At 31.7% G+C, this 18,954-nt stretch carries 15 protein-coding genes and 1 other annotated feature; of the genes, 8 read left to right on the top strand and 7 right to left on the bottom strand.

Going from position 1 to position 18,954, the window contains the following annotated elements; translation table 11 throughout:
* Positions 1–36: 36 nt before the first annotated feature.
* Positions 37–204: a hypothetical protein gene (locus ACWJJ7_RS05865; protein ID WP_462964366.1), complete on the top strand. Its 168-nt coding sequence runs from the start codon at positions 37–39 to the stop codon at positions 202–204.
* Positions 205–288: 84 nt separating this feature from the next.
* Here the strand turns inward: ACWJJ7_RS05865 and pknB are convergent, their stop codons facing one another.
* The 6 genes from pknB to ACWJJ7_RS05835 all read right to left on the bottom strand — a co-directional run bounded on the left by pknB (position 289) and on the right by ACWJJ7_RS05835 (position 8,637).
* A complete protein-coding gene (gene pknB, locus ACWJJ7_RS05860) occupies positions 289–1,965 on the bottom strand; it encodes a Stk1 family PASTA domain-containing Ser/Thr kinase (RefSeq protein ID WP_462964364.1) in 1,677 nt (558 codons plus the stop codon).
* 251 nt (positions 1,966–2,216) lie between these two features.
* Positions 2,217–4,514, bottom strand: coding sequence for a glycoside hydrolase family 65 protein (locus ACWJJ7_RS05855; protein WP_462964363.1), 2,298 nt, complete (start codon positions 4,512–4,514; stop codon positions 2,217–2,219).
* A 23-nt stretch (positions 4,515–4,537) separates the two neighbouring features.
* Complete coding sequence (gene pgmB / locus ACWJJ7_RS05850; protein ID WP_462964362.1) at positions 4,538–5,185, bottom strand: beta-phosphoglucomutase; 648 nt, start codon at positions 5,183–5,185, stop codon at positions 4,538–4,540.
* A gap of 67 nt (positions 5,186–5,252) precedes the next feature.
* Positions 5,253–6,140 carry a DUF4380 domain-containing protein gene (locus ACWJJ7_RS05845; RefSeq protein ID WP_462964361.1) on the bottom strand — a complete coding sequence of 296 codons (888 nt, stop codon included), beginning with the start codon at positions 6,138–6,140 and terminating at the stop codon, positions 5,253–5,255.
* Between the two features lie 18 nt (positions 6,141–6,158).
* A complete protein-coding gene (locus ACWJJ7_RS05840; protein WP_462964360.1) occupies positions 6,159–6,968 on the bottom strand; it encodes an endonuclease/exonuclease/phosphatase family protein in 810 nt (269 codons plus the stop codon).
* Between the two features lies 1 nt (position 6,969).
* Positions 6,970–8,637, bottom strand: coding sequence for a PTS transporter subunit IIBC (locus tag ACWJJ7_RS05835; RefSeq protein WP_462964359.1), 1,668 nt, complete (start codon positions 8,635–8,637; stop codon positions 6,970–6,972).
* A gap of 179 nt (positions 8,638–8,816) precedes the next feature.
* On the opposite strand from ACWJJ7_RS05835, the gene ACWJJ7_RS05830 reads away from it, so the two are divergent.
* Both ACWJJ7_RS05830 and thrS read left to right on the top strand, forming a co-directional pair.
* Entirely contained in the window at positions 8,817–8,966 is a 150-nt protein-coding gene (locus tag ACWJJ7_RS05830; protein WP_462964946.1) for a zinc ribbon domain-containing protein, read from the top strand.
* A 121-nt stretch (positions 8,967–9,087) separates the two neighbouring features.
* Positions 9,088–9,314 (top strand) — a binding site (T-box leader).
* A 39-nt stretch (positions 9,315–9,353) separates the two neighbouring features.
* Positions 9,354–11,123, top strand: coding sequence for a threonine--tRNA ligase (thrS, locus tag ACWJJ7_RS05825; protein WP_462964358.1), 1,770 nt, complete (start codon positions 9,354–9,356; stop codon positions 11,121–11,123).
* A gap of 215 nt (positions 11,124–11,338) precedes the next feature.
* On the opposite strand, the gene ACWJJ7_RS05820 is transcribed toward thrS, so the two are convergent.
* Entirely contained in the window at positions 11,339–12,121 is a 783-nt protein-coding gene (locus tag ACWJJ7_RS05820; protein ID WP_462964357.1) for an NAD(P)H-dependent oxidoreductase, read from the bottom strand.
* A 510-nt stretch (positions 12,122–12,631) separates the two neighbouring features.
* Between ACWJJ7_RS05820 and ACWJJ7_RS05815 the strand changes: the two genes are divergently transcribed.
* The 5 genes from ACWJJ7_RS05815 to ACWJJ7_RS05795 all read left to right on the top strand — a co-directional run bounded on the left by ACWJJ7_RS05815 (position 12,632) and on the right by ACWJJ7_RS05795 (position 18,674).
* On the top strand, positions 12,632–13,795 hold the full coding sequence (locus ACWJJ7_RS05815) for a dicarboxylate/amino acid:cation symporter (protein WP_462964356.1): 1,164 nt from the start codon (positions 12,632–12,634) through the stop codon (positions 13,793–13,795).
* 329 nt (positions 13,796–14,124) lie between these two features.
* Positions 14,125–14,796, top strand: a complete 672-nt coding sequence (locus tag ACWJJ7_RS05810; protein ID WP_462964355.1) for a response regulator transcription factor — start codon at positions 14,125–14,127, stop codon at positions 14,794–14,796.
* Between the two features lie 152 nt (positions 14,797–14,948).
* Complete coding sequence (locus tag ACWJJ7_RS05805) at positions 14,949–15,809, top strand: sensor histidine kinase (RefSeq protein WP_462964354.1); 861 nt, start codon at positions 14,949–14,951, stop codon at positions 15,807–15,809.
* Positions 15,810–15,940: 131 nt separating this feature from the next.
* Positions 15,941–16,708 (top strand): ABC transporter ATP-binding protein, encoded by a 768-nt coding sequence (locus ACWJJ7_RS05800; protein WP_462964353.1) that lies wholly within the window; start codon positions 15,941–15,943, stop codon positions 16,706–16,708.
* Positions 16,698–18,674: an FtsX-like permease family protein gene (locus tag ACWJJ7_RS05795; protein ID WP_462964352.1), complete on the top strand. Its 1,977-nt coding sequence runs from the start codon at positions 16,698–16,700 to the stop codon at positions 18,672–18,674. Before ACWJJ7_RS05800 ends, ACWJJ7_RS05795 begins: the two co-directional genes overlap by 11 nt.
* Positions 18,675–18,954 lie beyond the last annotated feature (280 nt).

Here is an 18,954-nt window from a genome sequence, read left to right as displayed (position 1 = left end):
TTCGATAAAATAAGTAGATTTGTTTAACCGTCAGCTATGTCAACAGATATTGAAAAATTATTAGCGGAGAATGATATACCTGAAATTGACAAATCAGAAGTTGACGTAGACAATAAAGAAATTTATACTGGCAAAGATGATGAAGAGGTTTTAAATTGTGAAGGAAAACCTTGCAACTTTGTATATAATGATAAAAATGATTAATTAGTTAATGACATTTCAGAAAGGAATTTAAAAGGATTAGTAAGGAGGATTTTACATGGAATTCCTCATTACTAATCCTTTGATTTACTTAGATAAATCTTTTTTACTTCCATAATAAGAAACATTTATTTTTGTTCCTATATCTACAAGTGTACCGGCCTGAGCACTTTGCATGAATATTTTCTTATTGTTATTTTTGGAATGATTGCTCTTATTGGGTTTGTCATCCATATTTACAGGTGTTTTCTCCCCGAGCCCCAATTGAATATTATCTAGAATTTTTTCAGCATCATTCAAGGTTTTTCCATTTAATTGTGGGACAGTAACCTGTTCAACTTTTTTTCCTTGGCTTATAACTAAATCTACTTTTCCATCTTTTTCATAGGATGTATTTACCTCAGGTGATTGACTAATAACTAAACCCTGAGCAATACTATCACTATATTCATTTGAAATATTGCCAAGCAAAAAGCCATTATTAACTACAGTCTGATTTGCAATATCTTGGGTCCTTCCAATAAGTGATGGCACAAATTTATTTTCAACAACAGGTAGTTGTTCTTCTGCCTGTTGTTTTTTATCAACCTGCTGTATCTCATCTGACGGTGAGTTTTCATTTGTTTTTGGAGCTGTAGTTTCTAAAATAGAAGCTGATGTATCAATAGGGGTCCCGTTGGATATAAATTTACCTAAAATGGAAGCAATCATAACTAAAATAATTGATGCAATAATTATTATTGCCTTTTTATTATTGTTGGTTTTCTTATTTCCAGTTATTACTTCTTTATCTTTTTTATTTACTGTTTTTTCAGCGCTGGATGATCCAATCATAACCGTTGCGAAATCATCTTTTATATCAGAAAATATAGTTGCACCCATAAGATTTGTAGCATCATCTAGGTTATTATGCAGCTCCGCAGGAGATGATTTAACTTCATAATTAGAATCTTCTTTAATTGCACTTATTATCTCTGCCATTTCTTTAGCCGTTTGGTATCTTTTAACAGGCTCTTTTTGCATTGCCTTCAAAATTACCTGGTTTATATTTTCAGGAATATCTGTAATGATTTCTTTGGGCGCAGTAACGGGTTCATGAATATGCATCATAGCTATGGAAATAGAGCTTTCCGCATTATAAGGTACTTGTCCAGTAATCATTTCATACATCACAATACCTAAGGAATATATGTCTGTTCTACAATCTATAAAATTTCCTTTTGCTTGTTCTGGAGAAAAATAGTGTACGGTACCCATAACTTTACTAGAATTGGTTACGGTTCTTGAACCTGTAACTTTAGCTATTCCAAAATCCATAACCTTAACTATATTATCTTCTGTTATCATGAGATTATCAGGTTTTATATCTCTATGAATTATATTGTTAATATGTGCACATTGAAGTGCTTTGGCTATTTGGAGTGAGATATCTAAAGTCTTTTGCGAAGTAAGTCTAGCATTTTCCTTTATTAATTGCTTTAATGTTTTTCCATTAATATATTCCATAACTATAAAATTAATATGGTTTTCTGCACCAACATCATGAATATTCACTATATTTGGATGTGATAATCTTGCGATTGAAGTAGCTTCTCGTTTAAATCTTACAACAAACTCTTCATCATTGCTTAACTCTGCTTTTAATATCTTTACAGCGACAAATCTATTTAATAAGTGGCACTTTGCTTTATAGACAGTTCCCATACCACCTTCGCCAATCTTCTCTAATAACTCATATCTATTTAAAAGTAATGTTCCTATCATATTTAGCCTCCCATGAAAAACGGCAATGTATTTATTATAACATAGTGAACACTTATGAGACATTTATCTCTAATTAAACTATTAAGGTTTTTCTTTGTTTGTTAAAGCAACTAGGATGTGAGTGTATTCAAGGATATTTAATTGGAAAACCAATGTCCGCATCTGATTTTCAACATAATTTTATCAATAAAAAATAAAAACAGAAGGCTATTTTACTTTTTAAAAGTAAAATAGCCTTCTGTTTTTTATTTTTAAGAGGAAATTTCAATTTCTCCGTTTATTGTATAATCTTTACCGTTAACGCATAAAGTTATTTGTTGCTTACTTTCGCTGGTAATAATAACTTTATGTGTTTTAATATTTATTTTAAGTAATGATCCTCTAAACAAAATCTTAAAAGAGAATGAACTCCAATTTTTTGGTATAAAAGGATTTAAAATAAGTTTGCCATCTCTTACTCTCATCCCGCCAAAGCCTTCAACTATGGACATCCAAGTTCCAGCCATACTAGTAATATGACATCCATCTTTTGTATCATTATTGTAATTATCTAAATCTAGTCTTGCAGTTCTAAGATACATTTCATAAGCCTTTTCATGTTTTCCTAATTTTGCAGCAAGGATGGTATGCACACACGGAGATAAAGATGACTCATGTACTGTTCTTGACTCATAAAATTCAAAATTTCTTCTTATGGTATCTAAATCATATCTATCTTGCAGAAAATATATTCCTTGCAATACATCTGCTTGTTTTATAAAGCAAGATCTAAGAATTCTATCCCAAGACCATTTTTGATTTAATGGTAAATTTTTGCGATCCAAGTCTTTTACAAGAATCTGCTGCTTATCCATATAACCGTCTTGTTGCATGAATATCCCTAGTTCTTCATCCACTGGATAATACATATTTTTAATGATATCCTGCCATTTGCTAACTTCTTCTTCTTTTAAAGCTAATTTATTTACTAACTCTGAATATCTTTCAGGTTCATTATTTTTTATATAATTAATTGCACAAGTAGTATATTCTAGTGTCCAAGTAGCAATTCTATTAGTATACCAGTTATTATTTGAATTATTTTCATATTCATTAGGGCCGGTAACTCCAAGTATTACATATTTTCCTTTATTTGAGGCAAAACTAACTCTTTCTTCCCAGAATCTTGAGATCTCCACTAGTACTTCTAATCCATATTGACCTAAATAACATTTATCCCCAGTATAATTAACATAATTATAGATACCATATGCTATAGCACCATTTCTATGAATTTCTTCAAAAGTAATTTCCCATTCATTGTGACACTCTTCTCCATTCATAGTAACCATTGGATATAGTGCACCTTTTGAAAAACCTAACTTTCTTGCATTTTCCTTAGCTTTTTCTAATTGCTTATATCTATAAAGCAAAAGATTTCTAGATATACTTGGATCAGCAGTACTTAAATAAAATGGTATACAATATGCTTCTGTATCCCAATAAGTACTTCCGCCATATTTTTCTCCTGTAAAACCTTTTGGTCCTATGTTTAATCTATCATCTTCTCCAGTATATGTCTGATTTAATTGGAAAATATTGAATCTAATAGCTTGTTGTGCCGAAACATCTCCTTTTATAACAATATCGCTTTGTTTCCATTTTTCACCCCAAGCTGCTGCTTGATCTTTAAGCAATAATTCAAAACCACTTTCATAAGCTTTATCTAAAATTTTTCTATCAACAGTCAATAATTCTTCTACAGCGTAATCTCTTGAAGTTACATTGCAAACATACTTATATACTACGATCTCTTCATTTTGTTTTACATTTAAATTAACTATATTACCTACAAATTTTTCTGATTCTATAAATTCTGCATTAAAATCTACTTTTTTATCTGCTCGAAAAATATCTAATTTCATTGAAGAACACACATAAAAATCAAGTTTTTTTGTTTTTATTATTAAAGATGATTGTTCTTTATTGCATTGCTTTGAGATTTCATTCCAAAATTTTTCATCATAATTAGAATCCTCGTTTTTTATATCGCCATCTAAGTAAGCTGATATACACAATGTACCTTCAAAATTAACTGGTGTGATAGAATATCTAATTGCGCCTATTTCTTTTGTAGCAATACTTACAAATCTCTTTGCATCTACATTTACTTCCTTTCCGCTAGCAAGCTTTGCGGTAAAGCTTCTGCGAAGATATCCTTCTTTCATATTCAAAATTCTTACAAAATCTTTTACTTCACATTTTGAAAGGTCTAGTGTTTCTCCATCAATACTAACATCTATTCCAATCCAATTAATAGAATTTAATACCTTTGCAAAATATTCAGGGTATCCATTTTTCCACCAGCCAACTCTAGTTTTATCTGGATAGTATACCCCTGCCATATAACTTCCCTGAAGAGACTTTCCGCTGTATGTTTCTTCGAAGTTAGCTCTTTGTCCCATATACCCATTTCCTATACTAAATATTCCTTCAGATACTTCATGATTATCTTGGTTAAAACCTTCCTCTATAATATTCCATTCATCTAATTTTAAATATTGTTTCATATTGAGTCTCCTTTACAATAAATTTAATAATTTAATTTTTCAAGTGTCATTTCTTTCAAAGAAGAAACAACGATATTTGCTTTATTTAAAACCAATGGATCGCCAATTCCAACACTATACATTCCAGCATTTATTGCGGATTCAATACCTGCCTTGGCATCTTCGAAAACTACACATTCAGAAGGGGATACACCAAGTTCCTTTGCACCCAATAAGAAAACTTCTGGATCGGGCTTTGCATTGCTTGTTTTAGTTCCATCGATTATTGCATCAAAGTGATTAACTAATTTTATATTATTTAATATGGTCATGGCATTTTTACTTGCAGAACCTAGTGCGATTTTAATCCCATTATTCCTTAATTCTTCTAAAAATTCCACTGTACCAGGTAAAATTTCATCAGGGGTCATCTTTAAAATATACTCACGATACCAATTATTCTTTTTCTCTGCAAGAGTCAGTTTTTCTGCTTCAGCTAAAGTTAAACCGCCTATATTTAAAAGTATTTTAAGAGATTCCATTCTACTTATACCTTTTAAGCTTTCATTTTGATCATTGGTAAAATCAAACCCTAATTCCTTAGCTAGTCTTCTCCATGCTAAATAATGATATTTAGCAGTATCTACAATCACCCCATCTAAATCAAACAAACAAGCCTTAATCTTTGTCATTGCTTTTTACCTCCGTGTATTTATTATTAAAAACTTTTAATACTTATATCTAAAAAAGCTATATTATTTATACTAATTCTAATTGCCAAACCATTTGGATACTTTTACGCTCACCTGGCATTATGCTGCTCATACCTCCAAGAATTTCAAGTTCAGTGTAGGCTAGCTTATCATCCACATAAACTTCAACATTACTTCCATGTGGATATACAACTTGTCCTTCATACTGAAATTTCTGCGTAAGTAAGAGAGTTTTATTCTTATATGCACTGCAATAATATCTTAATATTGCATCATCTGTTACTACACCTACTTTAAACTTCTCTTCATTGTTACAATTCAATCTTAAAATTTTTTTATCTTCTTTTCTCAAAGAATAAGCATTATTTGAAGGCATATCAAAATCTTGATAAAATGTTATTCCGCCTATAAATACGTCAGAATTTAGTTTTATATCTATATATCCAGGAGATAATGCTTGAGTATTACCCCAAACTGCCCATTGTACTGGTTCTTCATTTAAGTTAACCATGGTTTCTTTTATAGCTATATGATTACATTTATCTTCAAATACGATTTCCCTTATAAATTTAAGACCCACAATGTTTGATATAGGACTACTTAATGTGACTACTAATGAATTTTCTAACTTAGCTATGTCGTATTCAAAAACATTCAAATCAATATCAAATATTGGAGGCCAAGCCCATTTTGTTTGTGGCGCAGGCCAACCTTTATATCCTCCAAAATTGAGCCAGTTTTCCGGAATGCAAACAGCATTTATATCACCTTTAATTCCTATAAGATTCTCATTTCTATATAGCACATTTAAATTTTCTGTTGAAAACTCTAAAATCCTGCCACCCTGCTCTGGTACTATAATTACTTTTATTATCCCGTTTTCAAGTATTATCTCTTGTGTGTTTTTACACTTTACTATTGAATAATTTAGCATACTCAAAACCCTTCCGTTTTAGGGGAATAACCCCAAACTTGTATCTATTTCTACTCCATAATGGTCTGACACCACGAAGTCGTTTTTGCCATTAAATATTACTTTAGAATATTTAACATCTACACATTTATTTGTTAAAATTAGATCCAGCCTTAAATCATTTTTATTTAAATCCCATCCATCTATTTTACCCTTTACAGTTATACCACAATCTTTTTCTTTAGAGAGGGCATAAGTATCCTTTATTCCTTTTTTCATTAAATAATCATAGCCTTCATCTGATGCAAAAGCGTTATTATTAAAATCTCCCATAAAGAATGTTAATCTGTCCTTTTTCATATTATTAAGTAACTTATCTACTTGCTGACTGAAAGGTTCTTCTTCGTCTTGCCACCAGCCTAAATGACAAGAGTAGAAATCTATAATTTCCTTATTTATTCTAATTGAAGCTTTTACGACCTTTCTAGTTTTCCAAAAATCCATGTCCTTGCTGTTACTTATGAAAAATGAGTAAGAATCTTCTTCTATTATTTTATGTTTAGTTATAATACTTACCCCTTCTTCATATATTCCATAACCTATATGAGAAAAATCCCACAGCATTGAGTATTCTTTGCATCCTAAGTTCTCTAATTCTTTTAATAAAACTAAAGCAAAATTATCTTGTTTTATGTTATTAAAAGTTATATTTTCGTTTATAGATTGACTTACTTCTTGCAGGGCAATTACATCAAAATTCTTTTCTTTTATAGTATTTGCAATAATGCTTATCTTTTCTTTTTGGCTTTCTTCCATCCAAGAATGACAATTTAAAGTTAATAATTTCATTTTAAACTCCTAATATATCTATAATATCCGATTTTAAAACATCTGCCTTTGGTCCATATATAGCCTGTATCCCTTTACCTTTAATTATTAAGGCTAAAGCCTTATTTTTTTTCCATTCCTTTTCTTCTGCAACTAATAAATTATCTTTAACTGTTACACGAAGACGGGTCATACATGCGTCCACATCTACAATATTTTCATTTCCTCCAAGTAATCCAATAATAGCTTCAGCTTGACTTCCTTTCTTACTAACATCAACTTTTTGATTTACAGTAGAATCTATCGAACTAGATTCCATATCAATTTCATTTCCGTTACGGCCTGGAGTTGCTATATTAAATTTCTCGATCATAAATTTAGATACAACATAATTTATGCAGAAAAATACGACCGTCACTAGTACATATCTTATAAGATCACCTATAATTCCTGCCTTTACAATCATCGGTATACGTGCTACAAGCTCTATAACACCAAAACTGTGAACTCGAAGATTAAATATGTCCGCACACATAAATGCAAATCCTTGCATAACTGCATAAGTACCATATAATATTGGTGAAACAAACATAAACATGAATTCTAATGGTTCAGTAACACCTGTTAAGAAAACTGCAATGGCTGCTGAAAAAAATACTGATTTATATTTTGCTCGTTTTTCCTTAGCTACACTTTTATACATAGCAAGCGCAACACCCATTAAGGAGCCAGCTCCGCCAATCATTTGGCCAACTTTAAAACGTGCTGGATGAACTGTTGCAAGTAAGTTATTGTATGCACCCATATCTCCAGATGATTTTAAGTTACCTAAGTCAGTAACCCATGCAAGCCAAAGCGGATCTTGCCCAAGTATAAGATTACCTGCATTAGCTCCAGTTAATACTTTATATGCTCCACCAAGATCTGTATAATTTATTGGTATTGTAATCATATGATGAAGTCCAAAAGGTAGTAATAGACGCTCAAGTGTACCATATATAAAGGGTGAGATAAATGGTGCAGTATTTTGTGATGTTGCAATCCATTTGCCAAATCCATTTATAACTGATTGAGCAAATGGCCAAACTATAACAAATATAAGTGCAACAACACTGGAGCCTGCTATAACAACGAATGGTACAAATCGTTTACCATTAAAGAATGCAAGTGCATTTGGTAATTTATTATAGTTATAATACTTATTAAATAAAACTGCTCCAAGAAAACCTGATATAATACCAACAAATACTCCCATATTCAATGCTGGGGATCCAAGAACAGAAATAAAGTAATCTTTAACCAAAAGATGCTGACCTGTTAAGGAAGTTACTGTTGCATGTGCATCAGTGAGCATCTCATTGGTAATATTAAATACATTACCAGTAATTTTATTTATTAAAATAAATGCAATAAGTGCTGCAAATGCTCCACCGGCACGTTCCTTAGCCCAAGATCCACCAATAGCTATAGCAAATAATATCCCTAAATTACCGATTATTGCCCAACCTATACCTCCCACGACTTGAGATAACGTTTGCACAAATGAGACATTAGGTGCCATTAATCCTATAACTACGCCTAATGAAATCATTAGGCCACCTGCAGGCATAACTGCAACCACCACTAATAATACCTTACCAAATTTTTGCCAGAAATCGAATGAAATTATTTTTGATTTGTTCTTAACCATATCCAATTACCTCCATTATTGATTTAATACGTATGTATTTATAAAAATTTCAATACACAATTGTATCTTTATATTAATCTTAGTTTGTGCAAACGTTTGCCCTCTTTATTAGAGTATATTTCATAGTGAAAATATTGTCAATGAAATATTAAAATAAATTTCAAAATAGGTTATGTCAAATATGTAGCGATTGTGGATATAAAAATAAAGAAATTAAGAATTTAAGTATAAAAAAATGGGTATGTGTAGAATGTGGAGTTGTACATCAAAGAGATGAAAATGCGAGTGAAAACATACTTAAACAAGGTTTAAAAGATTTGGGATCGTAAGAATGTTGTTAAAATTTTAGGATATAATATATAAATAATCACTTGTATATGAAATACACATATTATAATAATTATAACACATATTGACAATGAAGACGCTTTGGAATATACTAATTTTAAATTAAAAACTGTGAAGAGGAAAAGTAGATAGTATACTGTTCAAAGAGAGAGAAACTCACCGGCTGAAAAGTTTCTTAAGCGAGCACTATTGAAAACCACCTCCGAGTTGATTATTGAACTTAAGTAGGTAATTCCGCAGACCGGCGTTAGCGGTATTGAGTGACAGAGGTGATTTTAAACTAAGCCTTCTGTAATTTGGGTGGAATCGCGATAAAACTCGTCCCTTATTTTGGGACGGGTTTATTATTTTTTGAAGGAGGAATATTCATGTTAAAAGTTGTAATAAAAGACGGCAGTGTAATAAATTCTAATGAAGAAGAAGGAAAAAGGGCACTTAGGCACACCACATCTCATATACTTGCTCAGGCGGTAAAAAGATTGTATCCGAATGTTAAATTGGCTATAGGGCCTGCAATAGATAATGGATTTTATTATGACTTTGATGTGGAAGAACCCTTTACTATGGATATGCTTGAGAAAATAGAAGAAGAAATGAGAAAAATAGTTAAGGAAGACTTAAGACTCGAGAGATCAGTGATTTCTAGGGGAGAAGCTTTAAAGCTTATGGAAGATAAGGGAGAAATTTATAAAATAGAACTCATTAATGATTTGCCAGAAGGGGAAGAATTAGTTTTCTTTAAGCAAGGAGATTTTATAGAACTCTGTGCAGGGCCTCATGTATTATCAACTTCAAAGGTAAAAGCCTTCAAACTATTATCAGTTGCAGGGGCCTACTTTAGGGGTAGTGAAAAAAATAAAATGCTTCAAAGAATATACGGAACGGCATTTGCGAGGAAAAGCGAACTTGATGAATATTTGAATATGCTTGAAGAAGCGAAGAAAAGGGATCATAGAAAACTCGGGAAAGAGCTAAAGTTATTTGCTTTAATGGATGAAGGACCAGGTTTTCCATTCTTTCTCCCTAATGGCGTAGTTTTAAAAAATAAGTTAATTGAGTACTGGAGAGAACTTCATAATAAGGCTGGGTATGTTGAGATAGAAACACCTATGATATTAAACAAGGAACTTTGGGAAACATCTGGGCATTGGTCTCACTATAAAGAAAATATGTATACTGTCAATATAGACGAAGAAGAATTCGCTATAAAACCAATGAACTGTCCAGGAGGAATGCTTGTATATAAATCAGAAGCTCACTCTTACAGGGATCTACCAATAAGAGCTGGAGAACTAGGAAAGGTGCATAGACATGAACTATCTGGAGCTTTGCATGGGCTTATGAGGGTTAGAGCATTTACACAGGATGATGCTCACATATTCATGCTGCCGGAGCAGATAAAAGAAGAGATAAAGGGTGTAGTTAAACTTATAAATGAAGTTTATGGAAGGTTTGGATTTAAATATAGAGTAGAACTTTCAACAAGACCTGAAAATTCTATGGGAAGTGATGAAGAGTGGCAATTAGCAGAAAGCTCACTTCAGGGCGCGCTCACGGAAATGAACATGGAATTTAAGATAAATGAAGGGGACGGAGCATTCTACGGGCCTAAAATAGATTTTCACTTAGAAGATAGTATAGGAAGGGAATGGCAATGTGGAACTATACAACTAGATTTGCAGCTTCCTCAAAGATTTAATCTTCAATATATTGGCAGTGACGGAGAAAAGCACAGACCAATTGTTATACACAGAGTAATTTTTGGTAGTATAGAAAGATTTATTGGCATTTTGATAGAACATTTTGCAGGAAAGTTTCCAACATGGCTATCACCTGTTCAAGTTAAAATACTACCTATATCGGAGCAGTATAATAATTATGCAAAAGCTGTAGTAAATAAACTGGAAGAAAATAATATCAGGGTTAGTTTAGATGGTAGAGCAGAAAAAATAGGCTATAAAATTAGAGAGGCCCGAAGCGAAAGATTGCCATATATTATTGTTGTTGGTGAAAAAGAACAAAACTCAGCGAGTATATCCCTTAGAAGTAGAAAGAATGGTGATGAGGGCAATTGCTTACTGGAGGACTTTATTTCAAGAATCATACAGGAGGTCGATAGTAAAAGGCTAGATGATTAATAGTAAAAAAACCTGCTAATAAAATAAGTTAGCAGGATTTTTCTAATATTTATTAATTTTCAGTTTTTAAATTTCTCATATATATTCTAAAAACAAGTTCTTCTAAAAAGTTGAACGCACTTGTGGTTATCAAATATATTCCTACTGCAATTGGAGTAGTGTTACTAAGCATTCCATCATACTTTTTGCACTTTGGACAGATTGTTTTTTAACTTCTACTTCAAGTTTTTCTTTGCTCCCATCCTCTTCGCAAATGAATATATGATATTTCCCAAAAAACGTTTGTACAAAGGAAGGGGTATTTTTGTCGCATATGCAACATCAACAAGGCCAGTCTCTTTCCAATATTTATTGTCATAAAACTCACCCTCAGTTCCAGCATGGCTCATCCCACGAAAAATATTATAAACCAACAAATTTACAAATGTTGGAGAGTATAACTTACAACTAGCAACGTCCCTGTAGAATTTCTCAGCCACTCTTTCGCATCTTTTAGTAACTTTTTTCGGAGGATCATACTCTCCGTAACTATTCGATATAACTGGAAGTTCATATCCACGATTAAATCCCCAACACATAAATGTTTCTCTTAAGTAGTTGGTACAGTTTTTAGCGCCATTTCCACCCGCAGTGGATACTGCGAGCATTTTCTTTCTGAAAAAGCTTGGTCTATGAGTGTTAAAAGCCAAATGATCTATAAAATTCTTCAGCAATGCAGTCACATTATTGCTATAGCAAGGACTCGCAATAATTGTCGCGTCATTTTCTTCAATTTTATCAATAAGTTTTTGCACTTCCAAGTGATGAGGGCAACTTTTATTTCCTCTAATAAAACACGAACTACATCCGGTACAAAAGGGGAGTCCTATTTCTTTCAAATGTACCTCTTCGAAATCTATATTGCTATCTGAAAGTTCTTGCATATGTTTTTTTACTATTTCCACAAGTGCCCAGGTATTTCCTTTATGTGCACTCCCATTAATAATTAGTATCTTCAATTAAATCATCTCCTGCGGAGCTGAAAGATTAACGACTTCAGAAGGGAGTTTATACTCTCACTTATAGAAGTTTTCATAAAGTCCCTCTACTTTCACTCATTTATTTTAAAATAAACAGAAATACTTAAAGTGGTTTTACTCTAAGTCATTCCAATATTACATTCATTCCTTGTTGCAAACGGCTTATATTTCCATGATATTGTTATATTTATACAATGCAATTGCATTACTAGTATCTTTATTATATCGTAAATCAAATAAATTACCATCATTTTGAATTAATTTTAATTATAACGATATTTCAGAAGTCAAGTCTCCCACTACTATAAGTGGGAGTTATATACATTAACAAAGAGAAAACTTCAGTGTGAGTATAAATATCCTTCTGAAGTCGTTAATATTGTAGCACCGCAGGTGATGATTTAATGTTATACTTGATGATATATTAAAAAATGGAAATAGAAATGAAAATACATTTTTTTTAGCCGTAATTACGGCGTGGGGGGAACTATGAAAAAAAAATCTAATAACTTAATTATCAAACTAATTATTGGTGTAGCACTAGGGTTAGGTATTGGTTTAGTATGTCCTAAAGGCTTAATGGTTGTAATTGTTACCATAAAATATATACTAGGACAAATCATCTTCTTTGCTGTACCACTTATCATCATTGGATTTATAGCACCATCTATCACTAAGCTAAAAAACAATGCTACAAAAATGTTGGGTATTGCTGTTCTTATAGCCTATGTATCCTCAATCGGTGCTGCAACTATGTCAGCAATTGCTGGATATGCAATTATCCCAAGTCTTTCAATAACACCTGCTACTGAGGGATTAAAAGAGCTACCTGCATTAATTTTCAAGCTTGATATTCCTCAAATTATGCCAGTTATGAGTGCATTAGTATTTTCTATGGTAATAGGGTTAGCCGCAACATGGACAAGTGCTAAAACAATTGAAACCGCTTTAGATGAATTTCAAAACATGGTTTTAGAAATTGTTACAAGAATAGTTATTCCTATTCTTCCTATTTTTATAACTTCAACATTTGCGACTCTTGCTTATGAGGGATCAGTTACTAAACAACTTCCTATTTTCTTAGGTGTCGTTTTAATAGCAATTGTTGGTCATATTATCTGGCTTACTGTTTTATACGGCATTGCAGGTATATACTCAGGTAAAAACCCTATGTCTGTTTTAAAGCACTATGGACCTGCATACTTAACAGCAGTTGGGACAATGTCTTCAGCAGCTACTCTACCTGTTGCATTATCATGTGCAAAAAAATCAGATTCACTGAGACCAGATATGGTAGACTTTGGTGTTCCTCTATTTGCAAATATTCACCTTTGTGGTTCTGTTCTAACTGAAGTTTTTTTTGTTATGACTGTTTCACAAATTCTTTACGGAAAGCTGCCTAATCCTACATCCATGGTAGTATTCGTTATTCTACTCGGCATTTTTGCAATCGGTGCTCCTGGTGTTCCTGGAGGAACTGTTTTGGCTTCGTTAGGTCTTATCGTAAGCGTTTTAGGTTTCAATGAAACGGGTACTGCACTAATGATTACAATTTTTGCGTTGCAAGATAGCTTTGGTACTGCATGTAATGTTACTGGGGATGGTGCGTTAACACTGATGCTTACAGGATATGCAAATAAACATAAATTATAAATATATTAAAAAGCCAGGCACATCATGGAATTATTATCTATGATGTGCCTGGTTTTTACATATTGTAGTTTTTAATATTCATATAAGGACACTAATAGAAATTTGGAGAGGGAAACCTCTCCTTCTTTATTAGCAAAAATCTGATTGCTAATAGTGCTTTTTATTGGTAAAATATACCGAAGATAATAAACAAACACTAGAAGTTGTCGCATAAATATATGGTAGTAATATTTTTTGTAAAAAATATAGTAACCAGTGGATGCGCCAAAAGCCTGCTGTATTGGCAAAGTATAAAGCACAAAATAAAAATATATAAAGAGGAATTTAATATGAGTAAAATACTAATTGTTGAAGATACACAAAGGCTTAGAGCGGAATTAAAAGTGTTATTGGAGCGTTATGGATATGAAGTTACAGCTCCTGAAACATTTGACAATATTATAGATGTTATTAAAATGCTGCAGCCAGAACTTCTGATGCTAGATATTAACCTACCAGTATATGACGGTTATTATATCTGCAGAGAAGTGCGAAAATTTTCAGAAGTTCCAATTATTATAGTAACCAGCCGTGACAGTGACATGGATGAACTTCTGAGCATAAAATTAGGTGCAGATGATTTTATAACAAAGCCATATAACACAGAGATACTATTAGCTAGAGTAAATGCAGTACTAAAACGGAGCGAGGCAGGGAATAAATCTAAAGAGGGGATGGAATGTAGTGGACTTACCATAAATTTATGTAACAGTTCAATGGCAGCAAATGGAGTAAAGATTGACATTACGAAAAATGAACTAATTTTATTGACAAGCCTTATAAAAAGAAAAAATGAAATTGTGTCAAGAGAAGAATTAATGGAAGAGTTATGGTCTGCAGAATATTTTGCTGATGATAATAGCCTTTCTATAAATATGACAAGACTTAGAAAAAAATTAGATGAAATAGGCCTTAAAGAGTTTATTAAAACAAAAAGAGGACAGGGGTACATAGTAGAATGAATATTAGAAAATATTTGAATGATAAGAAGCTATTCCTGTGTTGTAATACACTACTTAGCCTTTTGTTAATACTGTTTTTGATTTATATTAATATAGAGAGTATCTGTTTATTAGGCATTTTAATAATCTGGTATTTCCCAATTCTTTTATTTATGACAATTGATTACGTGAAGAAAAAGGAATTTTATGACTCTATTATAGAAAGTACAGAAAAAGTAAATGAATTATATCTGATTAAAGAGACCCTTGATGAGCCTGAATTTCTCGAAGGAAATATTATATATAATACATTTGGAAAAATTGAAAAAAGTGTTGTTGATAAAATTTGTGAATACCAGCAGGTGACAGATAATTATAAAGAATATTTAGAAATATGGCTACATGAAATAAAAACACCATTAGCATCCGCTGAACTTATTATTGATAATAATCCGTCACAGGTGACAAAGAATATCAAAACTGAATTAAAGCAGCTAGAACGTTTACTGAATCAAGTATTGTATTATTCAAAGAGCGAGTATGCTGAGAATGATTATTTAATTAAAAGGCTTTCATTAGAGCACGTTGTCAAAAAATGTTTTAAGACCTTTGCAAAATCGTTTATTTACAGTAGAATACGTTTAGAATTTGACAATCTTGATGTTTTTGTATATTCGGATGAAAAATGGCTTAATTTTATTTTGCAGCAGATTATAACAAATGCTATTAAATATTTAGATAAGGCCGAGAAAATCATTAGGGTTACAGCAAAAAAGAGAGATAATCAAATAATACTTACGATTGAAGATAATGGAATTGGTATATCAGAATCGGATATTGAACAGGTCTTTAATCATGGATTTACTGGTGAGAATGGAAGAGTTTACGGTCAATCTACAGGCATGGGGCTATATATATGTAAAAAATTATCAAATAAGTTAAATATAGCTCTTAGCGTAGAGTCAACCGGAGGCGAAGGTACAAAATTTAATATAGTATTCCCCGTAGGCGGAACAATGTGTTTTGAGTCATGATAATCATGACTCATTTTTTTGCTCAGTAATCTTTCAAAAATGAAAGATTACTGAAATGTAAATCAATATAAGATTATGTAAATACGTATTATACTTAGTACATAGAGTGTTAGACGAGGAGGAAATAAAAAATGAAAGAAATATTAAAAGTTAGTCATATAGAAAAATATTATGGTGCAAAAGGAATGCTGACAAAGGCGTTAGATAGAATTTCATTTACTGTTAATGGAGGAGAATTTGTTGGAATTATGGGACCCTCTGGAAGTGGAAAAACAACGCTGCTTAATTGTATATCAACGATTGATGATATTACAGGTGGTGAAATAGAGATTAATGGAACAAGAATAGATGGAATGTCCGAGCATAAATTAGAGAAGTTTAGAAGAGAAGAGTTAGGTTTTATATTTCAGGATTTAAATCTCCTAGATACATTAACAGCATATGAAAATATAGCACTTGCACTAACAATCCAAAAGAAAAACCCAAAAGAAATAGCACAAATGGTAGAGGATATCGCAGATAAATTAGGAATAAGAGCGATACTAAATAAATATCCGTGTCAGATGTCGGGCGGGCAAAAACAGCGTATAGCATGTGCAAGAGCAATCATTTCAAGACCATCCCTTCTTTTAGCTCATGAACCCACTGGAGCTTTGGATTCTAAATCAGCTGCTCATTTTTTAGATTCATTAGAATATCTGAACCAGGATATGCAGGCAACCATACTAATGGTTACGCATGATGCATTTACGGCAAGCTATGCAAAAAGAATTCTTTTTATAAAAGATGGCAAACTCTTTACAGAGATAAAAAGAGGCGCAGATAGTAGAAAAGAATTTTTTGACAGAGTTATTCAAGTAATAATAGAAATGGGAGGTGAAACCAACCATGTATTTTAAGCTGGCATATAAAAACGTTAAAAAAAGTTTTGGGGATTACCTTATTTATTTTATTACACTGACATTTTCGGTTGCCATGTTTTTTACATTTAATTTATTGGATTCACAGGCTGGATTTTCGCAAATCCAAAGCGGTCAGCAAGAAATACTTAGTATTTTGGAAAATATGCTAGGTATCATTTCGGTATTTATATCAATAATCATCGGTTTTTTAGTTATATATGCAAATAATTTTCTGATTAAACGAAGAAAAAATGAGTTTGGTATCTATGGGAGCCTAGGAATGGGACGTAATGATATTTCAAAGATGCTTTTAATGGAAACTTTATTAATTGGAATAATAGCAATGGTTTTCGGTATTATTTTAGGGATATTTGCTTCAAAAGGGCTACAGGTAGTGACAATAGAGATGTTTAGAGGAGATAAATCGCTAGATTTATCAAAATATAAGTTCGTTTTTTCCTGGAGTGCATTACGTAAAACTGCTATATGTTTTGCAAGTATTTTTGCATGTGTTTCCATATTTAATATTAAGATAATTAAAAAGAATAAGCTTATTAATTTATTATATGAGACAAAAAGCGATAAAACAAGATTTATGTCCGTGAAAGCAGGTTTCGTAGCTTTTACATTATCGCTTATTATGTTAGTCATTTCCTATGCAATTATTTTGAATATAGGGCTTAACCCAAAAAATAAATTGTTCTTTGTAAGTTTGGTTTGTGGTATAAGCGGAACATATTTATTCTTTTTATCAATGGGAAGTTTTATAACAGAATGCTTACGTAAAGTAGATAATCTATATCTTAAAAACATAAATTTATTTACAATAAGGCAAATTGGAAATAAAGTAAGTAAAAATGTGATTTCATTGACAATTATTACACTCATGCTATTTTTAACAATTACGATTTTATCAAGTGGACTGGGCGTGAATAAAGCTATTATTGGAAATGCTAAATTTAACCAGCCTTTTGAGGTTACAATATATGGATTAGCTGATAAAAAAGCAGCATTAGAAATAATGAATAATAAAGACACAGTTATTAAAGACGACATAAAGGAAACCTATGCATATGAACTTTATGAAAGTGGAATTCAGATTAAAAGTTTAATGAGTGATGAATATTTATCAGACATTACTAAAAATGACATGAAATTATTAAACACACAGCAGCAGATTGCAGTTATGAAACTGTCAGATTATAATAATTTGATAGGCATGGAAGGCAGAGAAAAATTACAGATTGATGATAAATCTTACGCAATCTGTTCTAACAATAAAATTGTTGTGAATGGGTTAAAAGGAAAAGCTAATGCTCTCTCAATAAATGGAAAACAGTTTCAGGCAGAAAAAGAAGATTGTTTATATCGCAATTTTAGTAATATAAATGATCCAGCCTCAACAGCAATCATTATTTTAACAGATGATCAGGTGAAAAACTTTAATGCGAGCATGGGTGGCCTTGTAATTAATACTTTTAAGGATTTAGATATTCCTGTTATTGACAAATATGATAATGAATTATTAAATTACGGTAATTACATTGCTGCATGTCGTGTAATGAGACAGATTGGAAATTTAACAACATCAATGTTGGCTTCTTTTGTGGGAATATATGTAGGCATAATCTTTTTAGTGTCAAGCGGCGCCATACTTGCAATTCAGGAGTTGTCAGAAGCGAGTGATAGCAAAAGAAGATATGAAATGCTTCGAAAACTTGGGGTTGGAAGAAAAGAGGTTAATAAGAGTATATTATCACAGATTTTAGTTTACTTCTTAGTGCCATTTGCAATGGCATTATTACATTCATGTATCGCATTAAAAGTTATCAGTAAGCTTATTAAACAGATGGGCACAACGAATATGATGACAAATATTATTATTGTTTCTGCCATTGTATGTTGTATATATGGAGTATATTTACTGCTAACTTATGCAGGTGCTAAAAAAATGAATAAGTAGTATGGGAATGTGCAACTATGGCTGCTGATTGAATGAGGTCAACTTAGATATTTAGTAACCTTAGATGAATACAGAAAACACTTAACTAATCTGAAAAAATAGGTAGGCAATATAGTATTCTATAATGTAATATCTGTTTTTTTAGATTAGTATTTTATTGAGCTTTTAAAATATAACATAAGAATATATTATTGTAACAATAATTTGTGATAGAGGTTGCTATTAAAAAAGTGAAATTTATGTAATGAAATGAAAAATTTTACGTATTAACATATGAGAT

The organism is Clostridium sp. CM042, assembly GCF_055080995.1.
The sequence above is the reverse complement of the archived record's forward strand: the minus strand, read 5'-3'. Positions and strand labels throughout refer to the sequence as shown.

What these genes read in the sequence shown, in the direction of transcription:
- pknB (WP_462964364.1), bottom strand. Translation starts at nt 1,965, where the DNA reads ATGATAGGAACATTACTTTTAAATAGATATGAGTTATTAGAGAAGATT.
- ACWJJ7_RS05815 (WP_462964356.1), top strand. Translation starts at nt 12,632, where the DNA reads ATGAAAAAAAAATCTAATAACTTAATTATCAAACTAATTATTGGTGTA.
- ACWJJ7_RS05810 (WP_462964355.1), top strand. Translation starts at nt 14,125, where the DNA reads ATGAGTAAAATACTAATTGTTGAAGATACACAAAGGCTTAGAGCGGAA.
- ACWJJ7_RS05805 (WP_462964354.1), top strand. Translation starts at nt 14,949, where the DNA reads ATGACAATTGATTACGTGAAGAAAAAGGAATTTTATGACTCTATTATA.
- ACWJJ7_RS05855 (WP_462964363.1), bottom strand. Translation starts at nt 4,514, where the DNA reads ATGAAACAATATTTAAAATTAGATGAATGGAATATTATAGAGGAAGGT.
- ACWJJ7_RS05835 (WP_462964359.1), bottom strand. Translation starts at nt 8,637, where the DNA reads ATGGTTAAGAACAAATCAAAAATAATTTCATTCGATTTCTGGCAAAAA.
- ACWJJ7_RS05795 (WP_462964352.1), top strand. Translation starts at nt 16,698, where the DNA reads ATGTATTTTAAGCTGGCATATAAAAACGTTAAAAAAAGTTTTGGGGAT.
- thrS (WP_462964358.1), top strand. Translation starts at nt 9,354, where the DNA reads ATGTTAAAAGTTGTAATAAAAGACGGCAGTGTAATAAATTCTAATGAA.
- ACWJJ7_RS05840 (WP_462964360.1), bottom strand. Translation starts at nt 6,968, where the DNA reads ATGAAATTATTAACTTTAAATTGTCATTCTTGGATGGAAGAAAGCCAA.
- ACWJJ7_RS05865 (WP_462964366.1), top strand. Translation starts at nt 37, where the DNA reads ATGTCAACAGATATTGAAAAATTATTAGCGGAGAATGATATACCTGAA.
- ACWJJ7_RS05845 (WP_462964361.1), bottom strand. Translation starts at nt 6,140, where the DNA reads ATGCTAAATTATTCAATAGTAAAGTGTAAAAACACACAAGAGATAATA.
- ACWJJ7_RS05800 (WP_462964353.1), top strand. Translation starts at nt 15,941, where the DNA reads ATGAAAGAAATATTAAAAGTTAGTCATATAGAAAAATATTATGGTGCA.
- pgmB (WP_462964362.1), bottom strand. Translation starts at nt 5,185, where the DNA reads ATGACAAAGATTAAGGCTTGTTTGTTTGATTTAGATGGGGTGATTGTA.